Source organism: Phycisphaerae bacterium (assembly GCA_012729815.1).
Taxonomy (GTDB): Bacteria; Planctomycetota; Phycisphaerae; order JAAYCJ01; family JAAYCJ01; genus JAAYCJ01.
In genome coordinates, this window is record JAAYCJ010000199.1 from 1 (window position 1) to 23932 (window position 23932).

Annotated in this window: 18 protein-coding genes; 8 read left to right on the forward strand and 10 right to left on the reverse strand. The window is 66.0% G+C overall.

The features are described from left to right. The 10 genes from GXY33_13440 to GXY33_13485 form a co-directional block, all read right to left on the reverse strand. The coding region (locus tag GXY33_13440; GenBank protein ID NLX06136.1) for an SAM-dependent methyltransferase at nucleotides 1-222 on the reverse strand (222 nt) is incomplete at its 3' end. 106 nt (nucleotides 223-328) lie between these two features. Further along, the gene (locus GXY33_13445) at nucleotides 329-1180 is read right to left on the reverse strand and encodes a class I SAM-dependent methyltransferase (protein ID NLX06137.1); all 852 of its coding nucleotides are present in this window, start codon (nucleotides 1178-1180) and stop codon (nucleotides 329-331) included. 435 nt (nucleotides 1181-1615) lie between these two features. Next, nucleotides 1616-2338 (reverse strand): nucleotidyltransferase domain-containing protein, encoded by a 723-nt coding sequence (locus GXY33_13450; GenBank protein ID NLX06138.1) that lies wholly within the window; start codon nucleotides 2336-2338, stop codon nucleotides 1616-1618. A gap of 49 nt (nucleotides 2339-2387) precedes the next feature. Beyond that, nucleotides 2388-3767: an ATP-binding cassette domain-containing protein gene (locus GXY33_13455; GenBank protein NLX06139.1), complete on the reverse strand. Its 1380-nt coding sequence runs from the start codon at nucleotides 3765-3767 to the stop codon at nucleotides 2388-2390. Between the two features lie 41 nt (nucleotides 3768-3808). After that, nucleotides 3809-5602: an ABC transporter permease subunit gene (locus GXY33_13460; protein ID NLX06140.1), complete on the reverse strand. Its 1794-nt coding sequence runs from the start codon at nucleotides 5600-5602 to the stop codon at nucleotides 3809-3811. Nucleotides 5603-5781: 179 nt separating this feature from the next. Beyond that, entirely contained in the window at nucleotides 5782-7431 is a 1650-nt protein-coding gene (gene tadA / locus GXY33_13465; protein NLX06141.1) for a Flp pilus assembly complex ATPase component TadA, read from the reverse strand. Continuing rightward, on the reverse strand, nucleotides 7424-7885 hold the full coding sequence (locus GXY33_13470) for a helix-turn-helix domain-containing protein (protein NLX06142.1): 462 nt from the start codon (nucleotides 7883-7885) through the stop codon (nucleotides 7424-7426). Before GXY33_13470 ends, tadA begins: the two co-directional genes overlap by 8 nt. Then, complete coding sequence (locus GXY33_13475; GenBank protein NLX06143.1) at nucleotides 7875-8435, reverse strand: RNA polymerase sigma factor; 561 nt, start codon at nucleotides 8433-8435, stop codon at nucleotides 7875-7877. Before GXY33_13475 ends, GXY33_13470 begins: the two co-directional genes overlap by 11 nt. Before the next feature lie 342 nt (nucleotides 8436-8777). Then, entirely contained in the window at nucleotides 8778-9146 is a 369-nt protein-coding gene (locus GXY33_13480; protein NLX06144.1) for a hypothetical protein, read from the reverse strand. A 252-nt stretch (nucleotides 9147-9398) separates the two neighbouring features. After that, on the reverse strand, nucleotides 9399-10736 hold the full coding sequence (locus tag GXY33_13485) for a hypothetical protein (GenBank protein ID NLX06145.1): 1338 nt from the start codon (nucleotides 10734-10736) through the stop codon (nucleotides 9399-9401). A gap of 425 nt (nucleotides 10737-11161) precedes the next feature. Here GXY33_13485 and GXY33_13490 point away from each other — a divergent pair, with 425 nt between their 5' ends. The 8 genes from GXY33_13490 to GXY33_13525 form a co-directional block, all read left to right on the forward strand. After that, nucleotides 11162-12595 (forward strand): alginate export family protein, encoded by a 1434-nt coding sequence (locus GXY33_13490; GenBank protein NLX06146.1) that lies wholly within the window; start codon nucleotides 11162-11164, stop codon nucleotides 12593-12595. A 14-nt stretch (nucleotides 12596-12609) separates the two neighbouring features. Then, nucleotides 12610-13212, forward strand: a complete 603-nt coding sequence (locus tag GXY33_13495; protein ID NLX06147.1) for a hypothetical protein — start codon at nucleotides 12610-12612, stop codon at nucleotides 13210-13212. Nucleotides 13213-13328: 116 nt separating this feature from the next. Beyond that, nucleotides 13329-14288: a FecR domain-containing protein gene (locus tag GXY33_13500; protein ID NLX06148.1), complete on the forward strand. Its 960-nt coding sequence runs from the start codon at nucleotides 13329-13331 to the stop codon at nucleotides 14286-14288. Between the two features lie 119 nt (nucleotides 14289-14407). After that, the gene (locus tag GXY33_13505; GenBank protein ID NLX06149.1) at nucleotides 14408-17821 is read left to right on the forward strand and encodes a hypothetical protein; all 3414 of its coding nucleotides are present in this window, start codon (nucleotides 14408-14410) and stop codon (nucleotides 17819-17821) included. Then, the gene (addA, locus tag GXY33_13510) at nucleotides 17814-21521 is read left to right on the forward strand and encodes a helicase-exonuclease AddAB subunit AddA (GenBank protein ID NLX06150.1); all 3708 of its coding nucleotides are present in this window, start codon (nucleotides 17814-17816) and stop codon (nucleotides 21519-21521) included. The genes GXY33_13505 and addA overlap by 8 nt, the downstream gene beginning before the upstream one ends. A gap of 25 nt (nucleotides 21522-21546) precedes the next feature. Beyond that, a complete protein-coding gene (locus tag GXY33_13515) occupies nucleotides 21547-21888 on the forward strand; it encodes a cytoplasmic protein (GenBank protein ID NLX06151.1) in 342 nt (113 codons plus the stop codon). After that, the gene (glpD, locus tag GXY33_13520) at nucleotides 21885-23378 is read left to right on the forward strand and encodes a glycerol-3-phosphate dehydrogenase (GenBank protein NLX06152.1); all 1494 of its coding nucleotides are present in this window, start codon (nucleotides 21885-21887) and stop codon (nucleotides 23376-23378) included. Before GXY33_13515 ends, glpD begins: the two co-directional genes overlap by 4 nt. A 129-nt stretch (nucleotides 23379-23507) precedes the next feature. Next, nucleotides 23508-23932: amidohydrolase (locus tag GXY33_13525; GenBank protein ID NLX06153.1), on the forward strand; the 425-nt coding region annotated here is incomplete at its 3' end.

Consider the following 23932-nt stretch of genomic DNA (forward strand, 5'->3'; position numbering starts at 1 on the left):
CATGCCGCGGCTCTCGTCGCTGCCGCAGACGGCATAGCCGTGCCTGGCCAGGGCCCAGACGAGGACGCCCGTGCCGCAGGCGCAATCGAGAACCTGCGGACGCGATCCCAGGCGCTTGAGTCTCGACCCAAGTTCCTTGAGCTGCGGCTCGCCGGTCAACCGCTCATCGGAGAAGAGCCAGCGGTCGTAGTCCTCGGCGAATGCATCGTACTGACTGCCCATCAGATGCCTCCATCATGCTGCCATCGGGCGGCAGGCCGAATGGCGGGTGAAGTCCAAGTTCTCACCGGGAGATCACCCGCCGTACCGTTCACATCGATCGGTTCGCTCAGCCGGATTCGGCGACGCCGGTTGGGCCGCCGATCAGCGGACGCGGGCAGCACGCCGGCTGCGGCCGTCGGCAGACGAAGGCGAAGCGGTCGCCGATCTGTGAGAGCGAGGTGGCGAACATGCTCGCGTAGGTCTCCACCTCGGTCAAACCCGCTTCGACCAGCGCCCGCAGGACTTCGCCAGGACCGCAGAGCCGTTCGACCTCGACCAGCTTGGTCACAATCTCGCAGCCGGGCCGGACGAACCAGCAGGTCTCGTAGTGGCGCTCGGCGTCCTGGCGCTTTTCGGTCATCACGTAGCCGTCGGGCAGTTCGCCCCAGGTCCGCGACTTCCAGCCGACAGGCCGGCGGCGCATGCCCGCGACGGTGCCGACGAACAGGCCGCCGGGCTCCAGCGCGTTGTGGACCTTGCGGAACGCTCCGCGCAGCTCGGCGAAGCTCATGCGGCCCGGGCTGAACGCTCCGGCCCAGGCCAGCCGATAGGTCTCGAGCTCCGGCAGATCGACGATCCGGCCGACGCGGAAGTCGATGTGCAGGTTGAGGTCCTCGGCGCGGCCGCGGGCCAGCGCGATGTATTTCTCGCCGGGATCGATCGCGGTGACGCGGAAGCCCCGGCGGGCGAACGCGGCGGCGTGATAGCCCAGGCCGCATCCGACGTCGAGGACGGCCGCCGGCCGGCGGATGCCGGTGACGGCCAGGACGCGCTGCACCACCGCTTCGGCCTGTTCGGGCGTGCCGAAGAGCCTGTGGCGGTAGTAGGCGAGCAGGATTTCCTGGACGGCTGGGTCTTCCGGCCGCCAGGCGATCTCCCGGACCTTCACAGCGTCGTTGTTCATTGCATTCGTCAACATGGCGCGCACCTCCCACGGGCTCGCAAGATGGTCCCTTGTCGAGACTGGAAACGCCCCTACACCTGTACGGACAACAAAAAAGCCTTCCGGGCTTTTGGCCCCAGAAGGCTTGAAAACTCGATCGGGCGATTTTCAGGTCCTTCTAGGGCGCCGCCTCCCTTCCGTTCAGCCAAATCGCGACGACGTTCGTCCGCGGCATCGCGACATGGCCGAGCGCGCAGCGGAGCGACAGGCCGCTTACCTGGTAAGCTTTGGCGTCGCTGGCTTGTCTCGGCATGTCCGCCCTGAACTGGACCACGAAAAAACTCCTACATAAAATACGCTATCGGCAATCTACATCCAACGGGAGTAACTGTCAAGCATATTTTCCCGATTTTTATTTGTCGGCAATCCGGCTGAGGGACTTGACCGGTTCTTCGGCCGGCCGGCGTTCCTTTATCTGTCTTGGTTGGGCGGCTTCTGGAGCGAGACGCGCTGGAGCATGGCGCGGCACCATCGTTCGAGGAGTTCCAGGTAGTATTGCGGGCGGGCTTCGCGGTCGGTCTGGAGGGAGTGCCAGTCCATCACGACCTGGACCAATTCGCGGTCCTGCGGGTCGGGCAGGGCAGCCAGCAGGTCGGCCTTGGTGGCGCAGTATTTGCCTTCGGTCAGGAGCATCCACGACTGAAGGGCGTAGCAGCATTCCTTGAACGGATACGGCGGACGGCGGATGACGGCGGCCAGGTCGTGCGGGTGGAGCAGGTAGTGCCGGGCGATATGAAGGTTGGCGGCGGCTTTGAGGCGAACGTCTTCGAGATAGTCCCGCGGCGTGGGCGGATCGACGAGATCCTCAAGCCGTCCGTGAAGCACGCGGCGGCCGAACCAGCACTGGCTCTGCTCGTGCCGCGGCCACTGGCGAAGCTCGGAGGCCGAACCGAAGAAGGTGCTGACCTGATGCTCGGCGGTGTACGGCATCGAGGCGAGCAGTTCGCGGTAGTCGGCCAGATCCCGATCGTCGATGCGATCGACGATCACGAACGCGTCGATGTCGCTGTCGGGCCGGGCCTCGCCGCGGGCCCAACTGCCGTGATGGGCGACGAAAGCGAGGCGCGGGCCGAACAGGGTTTGCAGGCGTTCCAGGAAATCATCCAGCCACTGGTCTACCGCTGCCTGGTCCATACGATTCCTCCGAAGTTGTGCCGGCTGCCGCAAGGTCAGACGTATCCGCTCAGGTGGTCGATTCTTCTTCTTTCTCGCGTTCTTCCCGTTCCTCGCGCTCCCGCTCCTCGGCCTCTTCGGGGGTTTCGAAGGGGACGAGGGCTTCGTCTTCCGGGTCGTAGCGGAACAGCTCGCCGTACTGGCCCCACGAGGTGAGGAATTCGAAGATGTCCTCGGCGTTCTCGGTGGGCAGGAGCATGGAGATCTCGTCGAGCACGGTTTCCTCCGGGATGCCTTCGGGCGAGGCGAGTTCGACCATGTTCTTGAAGATCTGGAAGAGTCGGATGCGGAGGGACTGGCGTCCCCAGATCGCCTTGCGTTCGTTGACGTCGGCTTTGAGGAACTCGCGTCCGAGCGGCATGAGCAGGACTCGCTGGCGCGGGGTGTCGACGAAGTCGAGCATCTCAGCGGCCTTGGCCACGCTGATGGCCTGGCCGAACTCGAGGCCCAGTTCGTTGGCGAAGGAGAAGATGTTGACCTCGCCGCCGCGGTCCTCGAGCATTTCGAGCAGGCCGATGATCTCGTTGGTGTCGACGGGCGGGATGGCTTCGATCTCGACGGGCTCCTCGCGGCCGGGCACGGCGACCATGCGCGGCTCCTCGTCGGGCATGATCTTGGCGGTCAGCAGGTCGTGGATCCGTTCCTGGAGCCGGGCCAGCGCTGGGTCGCGGAAGTCGCGCGGGTACTCGACGGGGTTTTCGACCATCGAGAGGACGCGGCCGGGGTGTCCGCCCATGATGACGATCCGGGTGGCCAGGGCGACCACTTCCTTGATGTCGTGGCTGACGATGAAGATGGACTTGGGGTTGCGTTCCTCCTCGAGCCAGGGTCCGATCAGTTCGGCCCGGAGGCTCTCAGCGGTGAGGGCGTCGAGCTGGCTGAAGGGTTCGTCGAGGCAGAGGATCTCGGGTTCGACGACGAGGGCCCGGGCGATGCCGACCCGCTGTTTCATGCCGCCCGACAGCTCGCGCGGGTAGAGTTCCTCGAAGCCCTCGAGGCCGATCAGGTCGATGACCTTTTCGACCCGCTCGCGGCGCTGATCGCCGCGCAGGCCGATGCTCTTGGCGACCTCGGCGATGTTCTCCTCGACGGTCAGCCACGGAAACAGGCCGACATTCTGGAAGACCACCGAGACGGCGGGATTGAGGCCCTGCAGCGGTTTGTCGCGATAGAAGACCTGACCGGTGCTCGGGGCGATCAGGCCGGCGAGGATGCGCAGGAGCGTGGACTTGCCCGATCCGGAGGGTCCGAGCAGGGCGACCACCTCGCTCTCGCGGACCTGGAGGTTGATGTGCTCCAGGACCCTCAGTTCGCGTCCGCCGGGCAGGACGAACTCCTTGCTGACTCCACGAAGCTCGGTAATCAATCCGTTGCCGTGTTTGGCATGCATGTCGGTTCTCTTTCCGTTGTGCCCCGGTTTCCGCACCCGTTCTACTGGCTGAGGCTGTAGCGTTCGACGGCGAAGGTGAAGATCCGCCGCCAGACGAAGCGGTTGATCATCACGACCAGCAGGGCCATGGTCATGGCGCTGGCGGCCAGGATGTGAAACTGCTTTTGCGACGTCGCCATACTAATGATAGCTCCCAGACCCTCGGTGGCAAAGATGGTATCGCCGAGCGGGACATATTCGGCGACGATGGTGGCGTTCCAGGCCCCGCCGGCGGCGGCGATCCACCCGGTGACCAGTGAGGTCAGCACGGCGGGCAGATAGAGCCGATTCCAGAGTTGCCGGCCGCGGATCTTGTAGATTCGGGAGGCCTCGCGCAGCTCCTCGGGAATGCCCATCGAGCCGGCGATGGCGTTAAAGAGGATGTACCACTGGGTGCCGAGCATCAGCAGGAAGATGGAGCCGACGCCCAGGGCGATGCCCGCCCATTGGAGACCCAGCAGCACCAGCGGATAGAGCATGGGGGCGGGGAATGAGGCGACCACCTGGATGACCGACTGCATTCTGGCGCAGAGACGCGGGTTGGTGCCGATCAGGATGCCGACCGGGACGGTCCAGGCGGTGGCCAGCACGAGGGCTGCGACCACCCGCAGGAGGCTCAGGCCCGCTCCGCGGCCGATGAGCAGCCAGTCGGCGAGGGTAACCTTGGCCACCAGCCCCAGCAGCAGCCAGGCCCCCCAGAGCACCGCCACGATCGCCGCCGCCGCGGCCGCCAGGTAGACGGCTTTGAGCAGGTAAAAGCCGATGCGCTCGGCAACGCGGAGGCGCGGGGCCAGGTCGTCCTCGATGGTGCGGGTGTAGCGGCGGGCGGCGTAGCCGACCCGCTCGAGTCCGCCCGCGGCGCGGAGGGCCAGCTCGTTGACCCGCGAGGCCCGCAGCAGATCGAGCACCAGCGAGCCGGCGGGCTCTTCCGGGGCGGTTTCCTCGTACTTGAACTTCTGGGCCCAGGCGAGGACCGGCCGCCAGATCAGCCGGTCGATCACGATGATGGCCAGTGTCATGGCAAGCACGCCGTAGGTCATCGCCCGAAAGTCGCGGACGCCGATCGCGGTGGTCATATACGACCCGATGCCCGGCAGCCGGAAGTCCATCTCGCCGAGGCGGAAGGACTCGCAGATGGTCAGGAAGAACCATCCGCCGGCCATGCCGACCATGCTGTTCCAGGCCAGCGGCAACGCCGCGAAGGGCAGCTCGACCCGGGTGAACCGGCGGAGCCAACTGAAGCGGTAGACGCGGGCGGCGTCGTAGAGCTCGCGAGGAATGGCTTGGAGCGAGTGGTAGAAACTGAAGGTCATGTTCCAGACCTGGCCGGTGAAGATCAGGATGATCGAGACCAGCTCCAAGCCGATGTTGCTGCGGGGAAACAGGGCGGAGAACGCCAGCATCAGGCCGGGCATGAAGGTGAGCACCGGCACGCTCTGGAGGACGTCGAGCAGCGGGACCATGACCCGCTCGGCCCGGCGGTTGCGGGCGGCGACGTAGCCGTAGACGAGGGTGAAGATCAGCGAGAGCGCATAGGCGGCAAAGCCGCGAAAGACCGAGAACATCATGTACTTGGGCAGGGCGGACGGGCTCAGGTCGATCTGCGTCGTGACCCGCGGACCGGTGAATTCCTCGCCCACCTGGACGATCATGTAGAAGATCGCCCCGAGCGAGACCAGGACCATGATGTCGGCCCAGATCGGCCGGCGGACCAGCAGTTCGGTCGGCCCGAATTCGCGCGGGCTTTCCGACTCCAGTTCCTCATCGACCCGGTTGTTCAACGGTTCAGCCGGCATTCGTCAACCCGCTACAATGGCAATCGACAGTGAAAAGACCTCTCCCGGCAAGACGACCGCTCGCAGGAAAAACTGAGGGTATAGTGTACCACATCGCCCGCGGTGGTGGGCAGTGTAAAATCGGCGGGACGGCCGGCGACGGCTGCGCAGGTCGAAGGGAGACCGCCGAGGCGGCGGGTCTAGAGGTCCTTTACTCCGGTGACGCGCAAAACTTCCTCGACGGTGGTCACGCCGTGGGCGGCTTTTTCGATACCGCTGGCCAGGAGCGACTTGGTCCCGGCGGCGCGGGCGGCCTGGGTGAGGACGGCGTCGCCGGCGTTCTCGGTGACGGCGCGGCGGAAGCGTTCGTCCGGGACGAGAATTTCGTGAATGGCGGCGCGGCCGCGATAGCCCATGCCCTGGCAGGCGTCGCAGCCGGTCGCCTGGCAGAACTGGACGTCATCCAGCCGATCGAGGATGCCCGCTGCCTCCGGCGGCAGGGAGTCGGCGGGCGGGTCGATCGGTGTGCGGCAATCGGGGCAGAGGCGGCGGACCAGGCGCTGGGCGACGACGGCTGAGAGGGCCGAGTTGACCAGGTGCGGCTCGATGCCCAGGTCGAGGATCCGCCGCACCGCGTCGATCGCCGCCGGCGCGTGCAGCGTGGTCAGCAGTAGGTGTCCGGTCAGGGCCAACTGGACGCAGAGCTCCATCGTCTCGAGGTCGCGGATTTCGCCCACCATGACGACGTCCGGATCCTGGCGCAAAACGGAGCGCAGGGCGCGGGCGAAGGTCAGGCCGGATTGGACGTCGTACTGGATCTGCGCGAAATCCGGGAAGACGAACTCGACCGGGTCTTCGATGGTGACCACCGAGCACTTCTGGGCGTCGACTTCGCGGAGCATTGCGTAGAGCAGCGTGGTCTTGCCGCTGCCGACGGGTCCGGAGCAGATGACCAAGCCGTGCGGCAGCGCCGTCAGACGGCGGATTGTCGCGAGGTCTTCGCCAACGGCGATCCGGTCGAGGCCGAGCAGATCGGTTGCGAGAACCGGGCGCAGAATTCGGACGACCGTTCGTTCGCCGTGGATGGTGGGAACGACGGCGACGCGAAAGTCGCAGCGCTGGCCGCCGATGGTCATGCTCATTCGGCCGTCCTGGGCAAGTCGGGTCTCGGCGGGGTTCATGCCGGCCATCGTCTTGATCGGCTTGAGGAACTCGCCGTAGACGGCGGTGGGAAGCTGGTCGCGGTCGTGCAGGACGCCGTCGATTCGCAGGCGGACGCGGACGCGGTCGGATTTCGGATCGAAGTGGATGTCGCTGGCTCCTCTGGCGACCGCCTCTTCGAAGATGAGCTTCTGGAGCCGCGCGACCGGCGGGGCTTCGGCGAGCTGGCCTTCGATCTCCTCCTGTTCGCAAGCGCCGCTCTGGCGGCTCAGCACTTCGCGCCGCGCCGTCTCGAAGTCCAAGCCGAGATTGACCAGGACCTGGGCCGCGACCGATTCGGGCACGCGGAGCAGTCCGAGCAGCAGGTGCTCGGCGCCGACGTAGTTGTCGCCGAGTTCGCGGGCGGCGGCGATCGCCTGTTTGACCGCGGTCTTGGCGCGAGGCGTCTCGTGAAGCTTGCCCGGCGCGACCTCGTCAGGTCCCGGTTTGACCATCGACTCGATCATCGGTCTGATCCTGTCGTAGTTCAGATCGACGTGCTCCAGCACAGCCGCGGCGACGCCGGTTCCGTCCTTGGCGATCGCCAGCAGGATGTGTTCAGTGCCGATGTACTCGTGACGAAAGTCCTGGGCCTCCTGGTTGGCCAGGGCCATGACCTTGCGGGCGCGATCGGTGAATCGCTCAAACATCGGAGGCCTCCTCTCTTGGCGGTTTGGCCATGTCGTTGTGCAGGCGGCTTCGCAGAAAACGCCGCTCGCGTTCGTCGATCCAGGCCAGGAGTTTTTCGCGGCGGACGCGGACCAGGCCGCCCAGGTCGAAGGCGGGCAGTTCGTCGATCAGCGGCTCGAGTTCGGTCCGCGAGATTTGCAGGAACTCAGCCACCTGGTCCAGCGTCATCACGGCTGAGCGCTGCGTCGGCCGAAGCTCATTGGCCAGGGCCCGTCGGACCTTCAGGACCGTCTGCGAATCCGGCTCGGTGCGGGCCAACTCGGCCAGGGCCCGGTCGCTTCGCTCCAGGGCGCGGAGGCGGCGGCTGCACTCGCGGCAGTCGAGGACGTGGGCGTCGAGGGCGGCCACCCGTTGTTCGTCCAGGTCGCCCGCGACGTAGGCGGCCAGGGTTTCATAGTCGATATTACACTCCATCGTCGTTCTCCGTGGATTGGCCGTTAAGCCGCTCGGCGAGGGCGGCGCGGCCGCGGTGGATCAGCGTCTTGACCGTGTTGATCGGCGTATCGAGGACGTCGGCGATCTGCTGATAGGTCATCTGTTCGAAGGCGTGGAGCATGACCGCTTCGCGCTGGCGGTCCGGCAGGCGGCGCAGCGCCCGGCGCACAGCCGCCAACCGGTCATCATCGCCCCGATCGGCGGCGGCGGTTTGCGGCTCTTCCATCCGGCCGAACTGGGCCGCCATTTCGCGTCGCAGCCGCTCGCCCTCAAGCCGCGTCAGGCACGTGTTTCGCGTGATTCGCATCAGGTACGCCTTGAAGAGGCCCTTGGGCTCGTAACGCTTGGCTGAGCGGACGATCGCGAGGAACACGTCCTGGAGGACCTCTTCCGCGGCGCTCGGATCGGCGAGCACCGACCGGGCGAACCGGTAGACCGACCCGCGATGCCGCTCGAAGAGCGTCTCGAAGGCCTCGACGCTCCCGTCGGCGAACATCAGCATCAACTCGTCATCCGATATCCAAGCCAACCTGTCGCCTCCAGCGCATGCCCTCTATCATACACAACCGCCGCCGGTGAGAAATGTTTCATGGTTTCTGGCTGCGGCATCGCCGTCGCATGGAATGCCAGATCGGCCGGGAGACGGCCGGCTGCGGAAACCTGGCGCTCCGGCGCAAACTAAACTTTCAAGACCTGACCCCATGGGGTCAGGTCTTGAAAGTTTAGTTAAGCGGAACCCCCTGACGCCGTCCGCGAAGGTGCGCCAGGCCACAACAGCCGAGAAGGGATCCAGAGGGCGCATCGCCGCTGACGGACGCCGCGATCACGGCACGAAGCTCACCGGGCATCGGCGCCGGCGGCGGTTCTATCGCTAATCCCGGTCGTGATTGTCGTCGCGGTCGCGGCCGTCGCGATGATCGCGGTCGTGGTCGTCGTGCCGGTTCCTATCCCGGTCGTCATGACGATCCTTGTCATAGTCGCCGTAGCGCTTGCGATCCCGGTCATCGTGACGATCCTTGTCGCGGTCATCGTGCCGGTCCCGATCGCGGTCGTAACGCCGGTCCTTGTCACGGTCATGATCGCCATGCCGGTCATGATCGCGCACGACGGGCCTGTGTTTTTCGGGGGCGCGGCGCATGTCCCGATCGGAATCACGGTCATCGCCGCAGCCGGCGGTGAACACGCACAAGGCGAAGAGCATCGGCCCCACGATCCCCAGCATTGACCAGTACCGTCGCATGTCAGCCTCCTTTACCCGGAGATTCCAAAACGTTCAGCCGCCCGTCGGGCGCGCTTTCCATGATACATTATATGCCGTCCCTCCGTCAGGCCTGGCGCACATCCGCGAGACGGTGGGAGACGGCCGGCCGCAGGGAGATAGTACGCCGGCGCGAAAATTAAACTTTCAAGACCTGACCCCATGGGGTCAGGTCTTGAAAGTTTAATTTTGGGTGCCCCTGAGTCGGGCTTGGACTCCGTTTCTACCGGCCTTCTATCCCGCCAACTCCGCATCCATGTCCAGCAGTGCCTCGACCAGTTCGTCGTGGATGTTGGCGAAGGGCATCTGGCCGAGGATGATCGGGACGGTGTCAGCGGCGTAGCCGCCGCGCCCGGCGGCGGTGCGGTCAGGGGCGTAGCCGTGGCATCCGTTGGTCAGGCCCAACACCAGAGGCACGCGGGAGCGAGCGGCGCCGACCACGTCGTTCTTGATGGTTTGGAATATCTCGAACGGGGCGCCCAGCAGGGCGACCGGGCCGATCCGAAAGCCCTGCAGCTCCGACGGCGGGCAGAGGTCCTCGCCGTTTCGCATTCTCTGCAGCAGCTTGCGAAAGGCCACCGCGTGCACGGCGGCCATGCGGACCTCGAAAGCCGTGTCCGACGCGCCGGCGGCGTGCAGGAAGCCTTCCTGCTCCGCCAACATCTTCCGCAGTTCGTCAGCCGACTTGCGGGTCCGGGAGAACCGGATCTGCTTTTGGGCGGAGCGAAGGCCGCCTTGCGCGAGCGGCTCTGCCGCTGCAAGTCCCTGACGGACGCTGTTGGCGAATCGGGCCGCGATGACGTCCAGGGCCAGCAGGGACTCGGGCTCGGGTTTGTGGACGACGCACGAGTTGACATCCCCTTGCGCGCCCTGAAGGAACAGGCCCACGGAACCTGGAAACTCGCGTTCGAGCCCGCCCATCGCCACGCCGGCGTAGTCGCCGTGAATGGCATGGGTCTCCTGGCAGCAGACGACCGGATGACAGCCGAAATAGGCGGCGAAGCCCAGGAGACGCTTGGCGGCGGCCTCCACCTTCAGGACGTGACAGACGGTGTCGGTCAACTCCGGCTTGGCCGGACGCCAGTCGTCCCGGAGCACCTCGTCCAACGGCGGGGCGTCGCGGTCGTATTCGCGGTTCAGGCCGATCCCTTCGCAGGGCGCCGTCGCGTACGAAAGCACACCCTCGGTCAGACGATCCTTGGCGGCGACCGCGGCCTCGGCGATCCGCCCGGGCAGAACCTCCAGGTAAGGAAGGTCCGGCTCACCCCAGCCGGTCAGCTCCGTGGCGTTCGGGCCGCTGTGGGTGTGCGTGCAGTGGACCATGATGTCTTGCGCCGGAATGCCGGTTTGGGACTGGATGATCTGGCGGACCCGCTCGATCCGCTTGGTGGACAGCCCGACCAGGTCGCAACTGATCAGAATAAGAATTCGCTCACCATCGGCCACCGCCATCGCCCGGGCCCAGAGGCGGTCGCGGACCGCGCGGGCGTAACGGTGCAAGAACGGCCCAAACCCCGACAACTCGACCCCAAGCCGCGGCGTAATGTCACTCTTTGCGAAACCAAACCTCATCGTCGATCCATCCTTATCTTTCAACCGCACTCCAATCGCACCGGACATTGTATCATAACCGCAACGTCCCGCATCAGGTACCTATAAGTATGAAGCTCCCCATGCCCATCCGGATTAGCTCAAAGGGGCGAAAGCCCCTGGTGCCGAAGGGGCGGCGGAAAGAGTGTCGCCCCGCTGGGGCTCACCGGCCGTGCGATACGGATTCCAGGGGCTCGCGCCCCTGGCTACACCCCTTCGCCCCGTTGGGGCGACCCATTCGGCGGATGTGACTGGTGTGACTGGGGTCACGTCTTGAAAGTTCAGTTTTCGCGGACCGGTGCGGGTGAAGGCGGCGAAGATTCTGGTTGCAAAGGTTGGGAGATTAAAGGATTATAAGCGGACGATGGCCTGTGGATTCTGACGGCAGAGTGGAAGGCGGAAATCGGATGAGGTACACGCGGATTGCCGGCCTCCTGATGGCGGCGGAGGCCCTTGGGCTATGGTTGGGCTTGGCCGCTCCCGCGATCGCTCAGAACGTCACCGAGAGTTTTCTGAACCAGCAGCGACAGGTGGAGGAGCGGATACGGCAGGAGCTCGAGACGACGCTGCCGGCCGAGCAGGAGGTGCTGTTCGACTGGGGTGCGTGGCTGACGGGGTATGCGTTTTTGTTCGACGACGGGATCGACTCGTCGCGGACGCTTCGGCGCGAGGACTTCCGGCTGTGGGGTTCGCTGAACGCGGATGAGGGTATCCACCAGGCCTACGCCCGTATGCGGCTTTCGTACAACGACTTCAACCACGGCGACAGCCTGGACGGCAACGAGGATGACCTGGAAGGGCCGAACCTCGATCGCGGCTGGTATCAGCTCGATATCGCGCGGTTCCTGCGGAAGCACAGCGAGGTGGATCTGCCGGTGGGCCTGGCCACCAAGGTCGGCCGCGAGTACGTGATGTGGGGAACCGGGTATGCGCTGTCGCTTCCGCTGGACGCGGTGCAGGTGGCGGGCCGGATCGGCGACCTGGAGATCGACGGGCTGTTCGGGCGGACGATCCACAGTTGGGACAATCTGGACCGCACGCGGCCGTACCACTGGCAGAGCTGGCGCTACTTCTACGGGGTGCAGGCCAAGTACCACGGGTTCGAGAAACACGAGCCTTTCCTCTACTATATATGGCAGAAGGATCGCCAGGACGACGGCAACCCGCTGGTCTACCTCCAGCAGTGGCGGTATGACTCGGAGTACCTGGGCCTGGGCAGCAGCGGCGAACTGGCCCCTTACTGGCGGTATCTGGGCGAATTCGTCTACGAGCGGGGCAAGAGCTACGGGCACAACCAGTTCCTCAACCGCAACGACATCTGCGCCTACGGCTGGGATTTCGAGATCGACTACCTGCCGCCGAGCCCGACGCACCCGCAGTTTTCGCTGGAGTACATGTTCGCCAGCGGCGATCCGGACCGGGTTCTGAGCCCGTCGGACGCCACGGGCGGCAACGCCGCGTTCACCCGGGACACGGGCTTTAACGCCTTCGGCTACCGCAATACGGGTCTGGCCCTGGCTCCGGATCTGAGCAATGTCCACATCTGGCGGGCGGGGGCGTCGTTTTTCCCGCTGGCCCGCGAGGCGGAGTGGCTCCGGCAGTTGGAGCTGGGTACCGACTGGTTCCTCTATCACAAGCACCATGAGGATGCGGCGATTTCGGACAGTCTGGCCAACGTGCAGGACGGATACCTCGGCTGGGAAATGGACTACTACCTGAACTGGCGGTTCACCAGCGACCTGTCGTGGACGTTGCGGTATGGGGTGTTTTTCCCCGGCGATGCGTTCGCGGACCGGACGACGCGGACGTTCTTCCTGACCGGGTTGACCTGGAGTTTCTGATGGCGGGCCGGACCATGAACAGATACCGATGGGCTTTGGCGGGGCTGGTTCTGGCAATCGGCGCTGGCGGCTGCAGCCAGATGAACGCGGCGAACCCGGCGCCGGTCACCCAGCCGGCGACGGCGCAGGCCAATCCGTGCGAGACCGCTGATGAACTGGACTTTATCGACTGCATGGCCGGCCAGGCCAAGTGCAGTTTCGGCCAAGCCGTGCGGGCGGTGGCCATGTTCATCGACCCGCAGGCGGCGGGAACCGATTTTTCGCAGAACTACGCATTTTTGGCTGAGCGAGGGGTGGTCCGCCCGGCGTGGGCGATCTGCCCGGAGGAGTGGATCGACCGGGGCACACTGTCGTACATGCTCTACCAGGCGATGGGCCTGCGAGGCGGGGTAAATATGGTGCTGTTCGGCTCGTGGGGCCTGGGCGAGCGGCGCTACGCCTACCGCGAGCTGTTGTACCGCAACCTGGTGCAGGAGGGGGTGGACTACGGCTACGTCAGCGGCCCGGAGCTGATCGCCACGCTGGGGAAAGTGGACAATTTCATGCTGGAAACCGGGCGATACACCCCGGAAAACGAGGTACAGTTGGGTGAAAAGCCCCAAAATCAGCAGCCTTAGTAGCATTATATAAGCATATAGCATAATTTGGGGCATGGCAGGGGATTTGCAGTAGTTTCCGCTGGTTGTTATGCTAGGGGATGCCGAACCAGCGGACCAAGATCGGAGACAGGCCCATGAAGACGATGACGATAGCGGCGGTGATCGCGGCCGTGGCGGCGGGGGCGGCAATGGGCCAGACGCCGGCACCCGCGCCGGCGTCGCAGCCGGCGGCGGAGGTGCGGGCGACCATTCTGGAGACCACGGGAATCGTCAAGTACCGCCAGACCGAAGGGGGCAAATGGCAGGACGCCAAAAAGGGCGACGTCTTAAAACCCCCGGCGGAAATCCGCACCGGCCCGCGGAGCGCGGTGACGATCAAGCTGCACACCACAGCCATTCTGGAGGTTCGGGCGTACACGCGGGTGGCGATCGCCGAATTGGCGCTCCTGGGCGATACCGAAAAGACCAGCCTGTTCCTGCGACGAGGGACCGTGCGGGCGGGGATCATCGAGGAGAAGACCCGCAGCGACTTCCAGATCGCCTGTCCGGCGGCGGTGCTGACCCGCGAGGGAACCTGGGGCATGGAAATGAGTTACGACCCGGCCACGGGCCGATACAACATCGCCCTGGACAACGACGGCCTGGTGCGGGTGATGGATCTGGTGACGGGCCGGCGGGTGGGCCTTCAGCCGGGCCAGTACGTGACGCAGGCCCTTCAGATGTGGGTGCGGACGGCCATGCTGGAGCGGATGGTCTCGCTGACCGATCCGTTCGGCGTCACGAGCGTGGAGACGGCGTTCTATGCGGAGAACTCGGGAGGCCTGACGGCGGCGAGTCCGACGGGCAACCTTGGGCTGACGCAGGCTTTGGGGCTGATGACCAGCGACCTGCCGCAGATGTTCCTGAACCAGCAGGCCCGGGCGGCGGCGTTGAACTGGCTGCCGGAATTCTTCGTCGATCGGCTCACTCCGCCGACGGAGGTGCCGACCGTGCGGTACCGCTACGGCAATTTCGGAACGCACGTGCCGCAGAACGTGACCCAGCGGAGCGTGATCCAGCGGTTCGGCGGAGCGATCAAGCGGGACGTGCGGTAGCCTGTCAGATAGGGACGTGGCGGGGAATGGCTAACTTTTGTTAATAAAGGGTTCCACGCGCCCGCCCTACCGGTTATAATCGGCCCACCGCAAGGATTATCGGACGCAGGATCATCACCATGGGCCGAATGCAATTCGTGCTGGGACGGGCCGGGACGGGCAAGACCCGTTTCTGTATTGAAGCCGTGTCGCGCGGCCTTCGCGGCTCGCCGCTTTCGGGGCCGTGGCAGATCGTGCTGGTTCCGGAGCAGGCGACTTACCAGATGGAGCGGACCCTGGCCACGTTTGACGAGGTGCCCGGGTTTATCCGCGCGCGGGTGGTGAGTTTTGTGAGCCTGGCCCGTGAGGCGCGGGCGGATTTCGCTCCGGCGACGCGGCGGGTGATGCTGGAGTCGTCGCGGCTGATGGTGATGCGTCAGTTGATTTCACGGGTGCACGGGCGGCTTCGGTACTGGCGGAACGTGCCGCCGGAGGAGATTTCGAGCTCGCTGCTGCGGCTGATGGGTGAGATGGTCCAAGCGGACCTGACGGTGGACGCGCTGACCGAGACGGCGGAGGCGCTGCGGTCGGGCGGGACGGACGAGCGCCTGCTGGCGGACAAGCTCCACGATATCGTGGTGCTGCTGGAGGAGTACCGCGAGCTGAGCCTGGTGGATTTGGAGGATCCGGCCAAATACCTCGAGGAGTACCGCCGGCTGGTGACCCAGCTCGACTGGCTGGAGGGGGCGTCGGTGTACGTGGATGGTTTTTCGGGGTTTACGGGTCAGGAGTACTCAGCCCTGGCCGCGACGATGGAGCGGGCGGCGGCGACGTACATCACGCTGGCGATCGACCCGGAGAAGCTGGAGGCCAGGGGCGGGCTGCTGGAATGGGACATGTTTTCGAGCGTCCGGACCACGTACGGGCGGCTGCTGGAGATCGCCCGGACGCACGGGCTGAAGGTGGATGATCCGGTCATTTTGACCGATCCGCGGAGCAAGCGTTTCGCGGGCCGTCCGACGCTGGCTGCGCTGGAGGACCTGCTGATCGACCCGACCCGTCCGGCCCGGCCGATGGTGGTCGAGGATCTGGAGGTGGTTCGCGCAGCGGACCGGGCCCAGGAGGTGCGGCTGGCGGCGGCGAGGATTCTCGATCTGGTCCGCGAGCGAGGCTGGCGGTTCGAGGAGGTTTCGGTGGTGGTCCGCGAGCTGGCGGACTACGAGTCGTACATTCGCGACGTGTTCGGCGAGTACGAGATTCCGTATTTTCTGGACGTTCGCCGTCCGGTGAGCCGTTCGCCGGTGGCGCGGCTGATCCTGGGCGCGCTGGGCGCGGTGGTCAGCGGGTATCGGACGGCGTCGGTGCTGCGCTACCTCAAGAGCGGACTGACGGCGGCGTCGGTGGACCAGATCGCGCAGATCGAAAACTACGTGCTGGCCCACGGGATCGACGGGTTGCGGTGGCACAAGCCCTGGCGGGCCAAGCCGCTGCTGGTGGGGCCGGACGACGTGGACTACGAAGCGGCGGCATTGCTGGACCTTGAAGGCCTCAATCGCCAGCGCGAGGCGCTGATCGGGCCGTTGCAGCGGCTGGAGGAGCGGCTGGGCTACGACGGCGATGATGGAAAGAAGTACGACGTTGGAACCTTGCTGACGGCGCTGGTCGAGTTCATCCGCGACGTCGGCGCCGACCGGCAGTTGACGGCGTTGTGCACGGACCTTTCGAACGACGGCAACGAGGTCTCGATCCAGGTGCACCGGCAGATGTGGGACCGCCTTAAGGAGATGTTCATCCAGTTGAACCTCTCGTTCTCCGGCGAGGAGTTGGCGGCCCGCGACCTGCTGCGGATCATCGAGGACAGCTTCAACGAATTGACGGTGGGCGTGGTGCCGTCGCTGATGGACCAGGTGCTGATCGGTTCGATCGAACGGACGCGGCACCCATCGGTAAAGGCGACGTTCGTGCTGGGCTTCAACGAGGGGCAGTTTCCGACCACGGCGCAAGAGGACTACATGCTGACCGAGGCGGAGCGGGCGCGGCTGGACTGGCCGGACCTGGCCCGCCCGGCCAACGTCGAGGAGCACTACGCCAAAGAGCAGTACCTGGCGTACATCGCGTTGACGCGGGCGAGCGACTTCCTCTGGATCAGCGTGATCGAACACGACGTGCGCGGACGGGCGCAATATCCCAGCCGATACCTCGAGCGGATCGAGCGGCTGACCGGTCCGACGCGGGTACAGCGGACGGGCGCGGACATGCTGGCGAGCGGACGGGCGGGCACGCCGGTCACGCTGCGGAGTCTGGCGTCGGCGGTGGTCGAGGCGCTGGACGTCGGCGTGCACGACGGGCGCGAGGATTTCTGGCTGACGCTGGCGGCGGGACTGCTGGAGCGCGAGGCGGGCCGCGCCCTGCTGTCGCGCTACATCGGCGTGTACATGGGCGAGAACAAACCGACCCTCTCAGCGGAACTGGCGGCGGCGGTCTACGGTTCGCGGATGACCTTCCTGCAGATCGAGTCGTTTTACCAGTGCCCGTTCCAGCACTTCAGCCAGCACGGGCTCAAGGTCCGCTCGCGTCCGATGTTCCGGCTCGAGCCGGTGGACCTGGGGCAGTTTCGCCACGCGGTGATGAAGGCGGTCTGGGACCAGGCGCGGCAGGCCGATCCGGCCGAGCGCGAACGGCCGCAGTTCGCCGAGGAGGCGGTCAACGAGGCGATCGATCAGCGGCTGGCCCAGATGCCCGGCCACGTGATCGTCAGCACCGCCCGCAACCGGTTCATCCTTCAGCGGATGCGCGAGGAGCTGACGTGGGCGTTCCGCTGGCAGCTTCGCAACGCCGCGATGGGCAAGCTGTTTCCCAAGCTGCTGGAGCAGGATTTCCTGGTGGAACTGGCGGGTTCGGGGATGCAGCTTTCGGGCCGGGTGGACCGGCTGGACGAAGGGACGGCGGGCGATACGCGGTGGGTGATGGTGCTGGATTACAAGAGCGGCAACACGCGGCTGGATTTCACCGACTGGTACGCGGGCGTGCAGATTCAGCTTCCCGGCTACATGCTGGCGGTGGTGCGGCTGGACGGACCGGAGTTCGCGGTGCTGCGTCCGGCGGCGCCGGCGGCGGCGGTGTACGTGCCGCTGCGACCGGCCGAACTGACCGGGGCCGACGGGCTGGAGCTGGCCGAGCTGTTCGCCGCGTCGGGCCTGGTCAATCAGGACGCGATCGACGTGCTGATCGACCGCGAGCGCAGCGTCGGACGCGAATACGGATTCACACTCGGCAAGAACGGCCAGCCGACGTACGTGGAGCGCAGCGGCCTGGTCAACTCCGCCGAGTTCGAAGCGATCCTGCGACACACCGAAAAGCTCGTCCGCGACGCCGCCACGCAAATCGCGGCGGGCAACGTGAAGGTCGAGCCATACCGCAAGCGGCGGACGAGCGCCTGTCCGAACTGCGACTACTACTCGGTCTGCCGGTTCGATCCGCAGGTGAACCGCTATCGACATTTCGCGGCGATGAAGAAATCGGAGGTGCTGGAGGCGTTGGACGGCGATGACTAAGTGGACCGAGCCGCAGCGCCACGCGATCAACTTCACCGCCGGCGAGGCCATCGTCGCGGCGTCCGCGGGCAGCGGCAAGACGAGCGTGCTGATCGAGCGGGCGATCCGCCTGATCCGCGCGCAGCAGGCGGACGTCGACCAACTGCTGATCGTCACGTTCACCGAGGACGCAGCCGACCAGCTCAAACAGCGCCTGCGCGAGGCGCTCGACCAGGCGTACCGCAAGGCCGCGCGGGTCGAGGATCGCGAGTTCCTCTTCCACCAGATCCTGCTGCTGGACCGGGCCCAGATCAGCACGATCCATTCGTTCTCGCTGAACGTGCTGCGCGAGAACCATCACCTGATGGGCCTGGGCGCCGATATCAAGGTGTTCAATCCGGAAGAGGCGGCGCTGCTGAAGTATCGCGTGCTTGACGCGCTGTTCGAGGAGTGGTACGCCGCGGAGGATGCGTTCGGCGGGCGGTTCCGCGAGCTGGTCGACCTGTACGGCGGACGTCAGGTGGACCAGGGACTGGCCGACGCGGTGCACGGCATTCAGGGCTTTCTGGCCAGCCTCAGCGATCCGGCGGCGTGGCTGGAGCGGACGCGGCACAACTACGCGCAGATCGCCCAGGAGGGCGTGGACTTCGGCTCGCACGAAGCAGGACGGTATCTGGCCCGTTCGTGGGCTGAGGAACTCGCGCGGATTGCCGATCAGGTGGTCGGGCTGACCGCGCGGGCGCGGTCGAACGGCGTTGAGGCGGTGGCGGCGCATCTCGAGCAGGTGCTCGGCCTGGTGGATGCGGCGCGGGCGGCGCTGGAGCGCAGCGACTGGCTGCAATTGGGCAAGACGCTTTCGCTGAGCCTGCCGCGCTGGCCGACGATCAAGACGGACTCGCCGCTGCGGGCGGCGTCGGAACAGGTCAAGTCGGCGTTCGAGCCGGTTCGCAAGGACTTCAAGGATTTGATGGACGAGGCGACGACGCTGCTGTCGCCGGAGACGGCGGCGCTGATGCGCGAGCAGCTTCCGCTGATCGAGACGCTGCTGGAAATGGTCGAGCGGTTCGGCCAGCAACTGGCCGAGGAAAAGCGCCTGGCCGGCCGGCTGGAGTTCGACGATCTTCAGCGGTTGGCGGCGGAGGCGCTCAAACGTCCGCGGATGGGCGCGGGCAGCGGGACGGTGGCCGAGCGCTATCAGCGGCGGTATCAGTACGTGATGGTGGACGAGTATCAAGACGTCAACGAGCTGCAGGATGCGATCGTCCGGTCGGTCTGCCGCACCAACGATGAGGGTTGCGGCACGAACCTGCTGGTGGTCGGCGACGTCAAGCAGAGCATCTACCGGTTCCGTCTGGCCGAACCGACGATTTTCCAGTCGCTCTGCCAGGCCGCGTCGGGCGACGGGGCAGCGGTCAGGCGGATCGACCTGCGCGAGAATTTCCGTTCGCGGCGGGAGACGATCGACGCGGTCAACGGCGTGTTCGAGCGCCTGCTGGTCGGCGGCGCGCTGGAGCTGGAGTACGACGAGCGGTCGCAACTGGTCTGCGCCGCCGCGTTTGCGGAAGGCGAGACGCCCCACTATCAGACCGAGCTGAAGATCATCGAGCGGCGGATCGAGCCCAACGGCGACGAGAACGGCGAGACGGGCGACGTGGCCGACATGGAGGCGACGGAGCGCGAGGCGTACCTGGTCGCCAAGCGGATTCGCGAACTGCTCGACTCGCAACTGCCGATCGCCGGGCCCGACGGCGCGCGCCCGATCGTCGAAGAGGATATCGTGATCCTGATGCGGACGATGCGGCACACCGCCGGCGTGTTTATTCGCATGCTCCGCCAGTTCGGGATCAGCGCGTACTGCCAGCAGGTCGAGGCCTTTCTGGAATATCCGGAAATCGCCGACATGGTCTCGCTGCTGGCGATGATCGACAATCCGTATCAGGACATCCCGCTGGTGACCCTGTTGCGAAGTCCGCTGGTGGGAATGGGGGCCGACGATCTGGCGCGGATTCGCCTGGCGTCGAAGGGCCCGTTCTATCGTGCGATGCGGGCCTACGAGCACAAAGCGGCGGCGGACGACGCGACGGGCGAGAAGGTCCGTCAGTTCGTCAAGCTGCTCGAGCGCCTGCGGCGCTGCGCAGCGGAGATGACGGTGCCGGAGCTGGTCCAGGCGGCGTATCACGAGACGGGTTATCGCGAGTTGGCCGAGGCGCAGTCGCCGGGCAAGCACGTGCGTGACAACCTCGAGCAGTTTCTGGAGCTTTCGCGGCACTTCGACGGCGATCGCCGCCACGACCTGAGCGATTTCCTCGACTACCTCTCGCTGATCCGCGAGTCGGGCGAGCCGATCTCGTCGATCACCTCCGGCGGCGGATCGGGCGTGCGGATCATGAGCATCCACGCCAGCAAGGGCCTGGAGTTTCCGGTGGTGGTGCTGTCGGGAGTCGGCCGCGAGATCAACCTGCAGGACATCCGCCGCGGCATTCTGGTGGATCGCGATCTGACCATCGGCCTGCGGCTGGTGGACCGTCGCGATGGGCAGCGGCTGGCCAGCCCAGCCGTCCGGGCGGTCGAGCGGTCCAAGTACGACAAGACGATCGCCGAGGAGCTTCGACTGCTGTACGTGGGCATGACGCGGGCGGAAGAGAAACTGATTATCACGGGCAACGCCCGCACCGCCGAATTGGCGCGGGTCGTCGAGGCGGCCGGCGCGGCCGGGCCGTCGGCGGCCCTGGTGAAGCGCTATCGCTCGCCGTTGGCGTGGATCGTTTTGGCGCTCACTCATAGCGGCGGCGGCGACGCGCTCACGCAGCTGCTGACCGGCGAGGAGTCGGCGCGGGAGCGGATCGGTCCGCTCGAGCTTCAGGTCGTGCCGGCGGTGGTACAGGCCGGCTGGGAAACCCCCAAGGCGCCCAGCGCCCGCCAGTACGACCGCGCCTCGCGAAACATCATGGAGGCGGCGTCGAACGGGCAGATACCGCAGCCGAAGACGCCCGACCGCCAGGCCCAGGACCTGTTGGCGCGGCTCGATTGGCACTATCCGCATCAAGCCTTGTGCAAAATGCCGACGAAGTTCGCGGTGACCGAGTTGACGCATCGCGCAGCGGCGGGCGCGATCGATGACGACCCGCAGGCCCGCGCCGATACGCGGTTGGCCGTGGACGTCGATCCGCTCGAAGCGCTCGACCTGACCGCTTCGCCCGCCGTGGTCAAGGGGCTGACCTGGCACCGGTTCATGGAGCATCTGGACCTCTCGGGGCCGATGGACCCGCAGGGCGTGATCGAACAGATCGAGACGATGATCCGGGCCGGCCTCATCAGCCAGGGCGAGGCGCAACTGATCAACGCTGAGCATGTGGCCAATTTCTTCCGCACCGTGCCGGGCCGGCTGATGCTCGAGCATCGCGGGTCGGTGCATCGCGAGTCGGCGTTCACCTATTCGCTGGCCGCCAGGAATATGCCCGAAGGCTTTTCACCCGACGACTATGACGAGAAGGTCCTGCTCAAGGGGGTGATCGACTGCATGGTCGAGACGCCGGAGGGCTTGGTCATCATCGACTACAAGACCGACCGGATCGGGGCCGGCCAGGTCGATCAGCGGCGCAGCGTTTACCAGCGCCAGGTGCAGCTCTACGCCAGGGCGATCGGCGAGATCACGGGTATGCGGGTGGCGGCGGTGTGGCTCTACTTCAGCGAGCCGGACGCCGCTGTGCAGGTGCTGTAAGCAGCGGCGACGAAAGGGGCAAGACGTGGCTGAGGAGTTCGTCAGCGAGGCGATCGAACCGATCGCGGGAACCGCAAACGCCGCGGCAATGACGCGGCGCGAGCCGGGATTTCCGGCGCGGTTCCGGTGGCGCGGACGCGAATACCGCCTGGCCCAGGTGCTCGAGACGTGGAAGCAGGACGGCCCCTGCCGGAACGGCAGCCGCGAAATGTACCTGCGCAAGCACTGGTACAAAATCCGCACCGAAGACAACCTGATAATGAGCGTCTACTTCGAGCGCCAGGCCCGCGGCGGAGGCCAGGGCAAGAAACGCTGGTGGCTTTTTACGGTCGATCGTGACGGTGCAGCGGGGACGAGTAATTCATGATCCGCAACTTCGAGCAACTGGCCGACGGGCCGTTCGATCTGCTGATCGTCGGCGGCGGGATCAACGGCGCGGGCGCAGCCCGCGACGCGGCGCTGCGCGGTCTGCGGACGGCGCTGGTGGACAAGGGCGATTTCGCCTGCGGCACCAGTTCCGCGTCGTCGAAGCTCGTGCACGGAGGGTTGCGCTATCTGGAACAGGCACAGATCGCCCTGGTGCGCGAGTCGCTGGCCGAGCGAGGCGTGCTGCTGTCGATCGCCCCGCACGCGGTCCGGCCGATGCAGTTTGACGTTCCGATTTTGCGCGGGCAGCGGCGCGGGCCGCTGGCGATGCGGGTGGGTCTGGCGATCTACGACATCCTGGCCGGTCGGCACCGGATCGGCCGGCGGGCGCTGCTCAGCGCGGATGAGCTGCTGGAGCACTACGGCGATCTTCACCGCGAACGGTTGCGGTGCGGCGTGTCGTACTGGGATGCGTGGATGGATGACGCGCGGCTGTGTCTGCTCAACGTCATCGACGCCGCGGCCAAGGGCGCAGCGGTCTGCAACTACGCGCGGGTGTCGCGGATCGTGAAGGAAGGCAACGGGCGATTCGCGGTTGATGTGGAGGATGTGCCGACGGGCCGAAGCGCGCGGTGCTTTGCCCGATCGGTGCTGAACACGACCGGGCCGTGGTCGGACCGGTTCCTTGGCGGAGCGGTCGGCAAGGATGTGCGGCGGCTGGCTTTGAGCAAGGGGGTGCACCTGGTCTTTTCGCGACCAGCGGCTGCGCGGGCGGCGCTGATGCTGGCCGGCGACGGACGCGTGTTCTTCATGATCCCGTGGTACGGCTATACGATGGTCGGGACGACGGATACGCCGTTCGACGGCGATCCGGACCAGGTGCAGCCGACGGAGCAGGACGTCGATTACCTGCTCGATTCGATCAGCGGATACTTCGGGCGACGTAGCGATTGGGAAACGCAACTGGTCGCCTCGTTCGCGGGCTTGCGGCCGCTGCTGGCCGGAACCGCGGGCAGCACGTACCGGGCCAGCCGCGAGCACCTGCTGGCCGAGGATGCGCCGGGTTTGTTCTCGCTGGTGGGCGGCAAGTACACGACGTACCGGCGGATGGCCGCGCAGGCGGTCGACGCGGTTGGACGGTTTCTGGATCATCGCGCGCCCTGCCGCACAGCCGAGCTGCCGCTGCCCGGCGGACATATTGAAGACTTCGAAAGCTGGTCGAAGGCGACGGATGCGGCGCTGGCGGCGAACGTCGGCGACGCGGCGATGCGCGAGTACCTGATGCGGACGCTGGGATCGGAGGCGATCGGATGGGTCGAGCGCTATCGCGACCGGCCGGACATGCTCGAACGAATCGATCCGCGCCATCCCGTCCCGCGGGCGATGATCGACCACGCGCGGCGTTGTGAGATGGCGGTCACCGACGAAGACATCCTCCGCCGGCGCACGCCGCTGGAACTGCTCGGCTACCGCGGCCCGCTGCCGGCGTAGGCGGAGGGTGCGTCGTTCCGACGCACCACTTCGTCTTCGACATCCACCGCCTCGCCGAAAAAGAATGAAGGCCGGAGTTCTTCGATGCTCTGCTATAATTCAAGTTCGCGGCAAACATAGGAGATATGCGTGTCCACTATCGCCATCGTCAACGGAACGATCCTGACCATTACCCGCGGGATCATCGAAAAGGGAACCGTCGTGGTCCGCGACGGCAAGATCGCCGCCGTCGGACCGGCGGACAAGGTCGCCGCGCCCAAGGGCGCGAGCGTCTACGACGCGACGGACAAAACGGTCATGCCCGGCATGATCGACGCCCACTGCCACGTCGGCGTCGCCGCCGAGGGCGTCGGCTATCAGCACGCGGACCTCAACGAGCGGACCGATCCGATTACCCCGCACCTGCGGGCGATCGACGCGATCCACCCGGAAGACCCGGCGTTCAAGGACCTTCGCGAAGCCGGCGTGACCACCATCAACACCGGACCGGGCAGCGCCAACCTGATCGGCGGACAGTTCGCCTGCGTCAAGACCAAACGCGCGACCACCGTCGA

Coding starts and splice junctions, on each gene's coding strand:
- GXY33_13445 (NLX06137.1), bottom strand. CDS start 1,180: ATGTTGACGAATGCAATGAACAACGACGCTGTGAAGGTCCGGGAGATC.
- GXY33_13450 (NLX06138.1), bottom strand. CDS start 2,338: ATGGACCAGGCAGCGGTAGACCAGTGGCTGGATGATTTCCTGGAACGC.
- GXY33_13455 (NLX06139.1), bottom strand. CDS start 3,767: ATGCATGCCAAACACGGCAACGGATTGATTACCGAGCTTCGTGGAGTC.
- GXY33_13460 (NLX06140.1), bottom strand. CDS start 5,602: ATGCCGGCTGAACCGTTGAACAACCGGGTCGATGAGGAACTGGAGTCG.
- tadA (NLX06141.1), bottom strand. CDS start 7,431: ATGTTTGAGCGATTCACCGATCGCGCCCGCAAGGTCATGGCCCTGGCC.
- GXY33_13470 (NLX06142.1), bottom strand. CDS start 7,885: ATGGAGTGTAATATCGACTATGAAACCCTGGCCGCCTACGTCGCGGGC.
- GXY33_13480 (NLX06144.1), bottom strand. CDS start 9,146: ATGCGACGGTACTGGTCAATGCTGGGGATCGTGGGGCCGATGCTCTTC.
- GXY33_13485 (NLX06145.1), bottom strand. CDS start 10,736: ATGAGGTTTGGTTTCGCAAAGAGTGACATTACGCCGCGGCTTGGGGTC.
- GXY33_13490 (NLX06146.1), top strand. CDS start 11,162: ATGAGGTACACGCGGATTGCCGGCCTCCTGATGGCGGCGGAGGCCCTT.
- GXY33_13495 (NLX06147.1), top strand. CDS start 12,610: ATGAACAGATACCGATGGGCTTTGGCGGGGCTGGTTCTGGCAATCGGC.
- GXY33_13500 (NLX06148.1), top strand. CDS start 13,329: ATGAAGACGATGACGATAGCGGCGGTGATCGCGGCCGTGGCGGCGGGG.
- GXY33_13505 (NLX06149.1), top strand. CDS start 14,408: ATGGGCCGAATGCAATTCGTGCTGGGACGGGCCGGGACGGGCAAGACC.
- addA (NLX06150.1), top strand. CDS start 17,814: ATGACTAAGTGGACCGAGCCGCAGCGCCACGCGATCAACTTCACCGCC.
- glpD (NLX06152.1), top strand. CDS start 21,885: ATGATCCGCAACTTCGAGCAACTGGCCGACGGGCCGTTCGATCTGCTG.